The following is a 1323-nucleotide window of genomic DNA, read 5'->3' on the forward strand; positions in this document are numbered from 1 at the left end:
GCCGTCGAGCACGGCGGCGAGCCGCGAGAGGCGGCGCTGGACGCGCTGGCCGCGCGGTACCCGCAGTACCGCGAGCACCGGCCGGACGGCCCGGTGATCCGGGTCCGGGTGGGCCGGTGGTCGGGCTGGGCACACGGCTAGGTGCCGGCGTCACCGTCGCCCGACGGCGAACGTAGGGTCCGTCGGCCTGAGACGGCTCTTGGTCCGAGCAGCCCTACGGTCGACGCCGGCCGTCGACCGGCGCGTGCCGGCCGACCGGAGCACTCGCGGGTGCTCCCCCACGAGGCCTAAGTTTCTTCGCTTTGACGCGGCCGAATGCGAAGAAACTTAGGCCTCGAAGGGGACTTCCGGGGCGGAAAAACCGTCAGACCCACTGCACCAGCTGCCACACGATCCCGTTGGGGTCAGCGAACTGGCAGTAGCGCTCGCCCCAGGGCTCGGTCTCGGGCGGCGTGACGACCTCCGCCCCGGCGGCGGAGATGCGGGCGAACTCGGTGTCGAGGTCGTCCACGACGAACGCGATCAGCAGCCCCTGGCCGGCGGGGCCGGCGATCCGCTCGGGCTTGAACGTGCCGAGCCCGACACGCAGGAACACGATGTTGAGGCCGGCAGTCGGGTGCTCCAGCGACACGAACCCGTCGTCGGACATGGCCTCGGTGAACCCCAGGTGCTGCTTGGCGAACTCGGCCGACGCCGCGACGTCGGGCACGTTGAGGGACAGGGCGGTACCGGTGATCTTCAAGCTGACTCCTCGCTCCATAAACCTTGTACGGCGCACAACGTAAGATGGTTGCAGAATGTTCCCGGCCCGTCACCCGGATTCTGGAGACCCCATGCCCCGCGAGCTGATCGACCTGCTCTGGCGCGACCATCCGGCCGCCCCGCGGGGCGGGGCACGCGGTCCGCGGACCCGCGTCTCGACGGGCGCCGTGGTCGAGGCTGCCATGCGGCTGGCCGACGCCGAGGGGCTGCCCGCCGTCACCGTACGGCGGCTGGGTGAGGTGCTCGGCGTCTCCGCGATGTCCGTCTACACGCATGTGAACAGCCGCGACGACCTGCTGGTCCTCATGGCCGACGCCGCGTTCGCCGCCATGCCTCTGCCGGACCACGGGACGGCCGGGTGGCGCACGCGGGTGCGGCGCGTCGCCGACGCGAACCTGGCGTTGCTCGGCGAGCACCCCTGGCTGCTGGAGATCGACGACGACCGCACGGCGTTCGGCCCGGGCACCATCGCCAAGTACGACCACGAGCTGCACGCGCTCGACGACCTGCCGCTGGACGACGTCGCCCGCGACGCCGCGCTCACGTTCGTGCTGGACTTCG

2 protein-coding genes are annotated in these 1323 nt (G+C 71.5%); one reads left to right on the plus strand and one right to left on the minus strand.

All coding sequences use genetic code 11. From position 1 onward, the window contains the following. Positions 1-364: 364 nt before the first annotated feature. Positions 365-742, minus strand: coding sequence for a VOC family protein (locus PROKR_RS13340; protein ID WP_036964004.1), 378 nt, complete (start codon positions 740-742; stop codon positions 365-367). A gap of 91 nt (positions 743-833) precedes the next feature. Here PROKR_RS13340 and PROKR_RS13345 point away from each other — a divergent pair. Next, positions 834-1323 (plus strand): TetR/AcrR family transcriptional regulator (locus tag PROKR_RS13345; RefSeq protein WP_036964006.1); only part of this gene is annotated, 490 nt, incomplete at its 3' end.

Origin of the sequence: Promicromonospora kroppenstedtii DSM 19349, from assembly GCF_000515355.1 — a bacterium.
GTDB lineage: Bacteria > Actinomycetota > Actinomycetes > Actinomycetales > Cellulomonadaceae > Promicromonospora > Promicromonospora kroppenstedtii.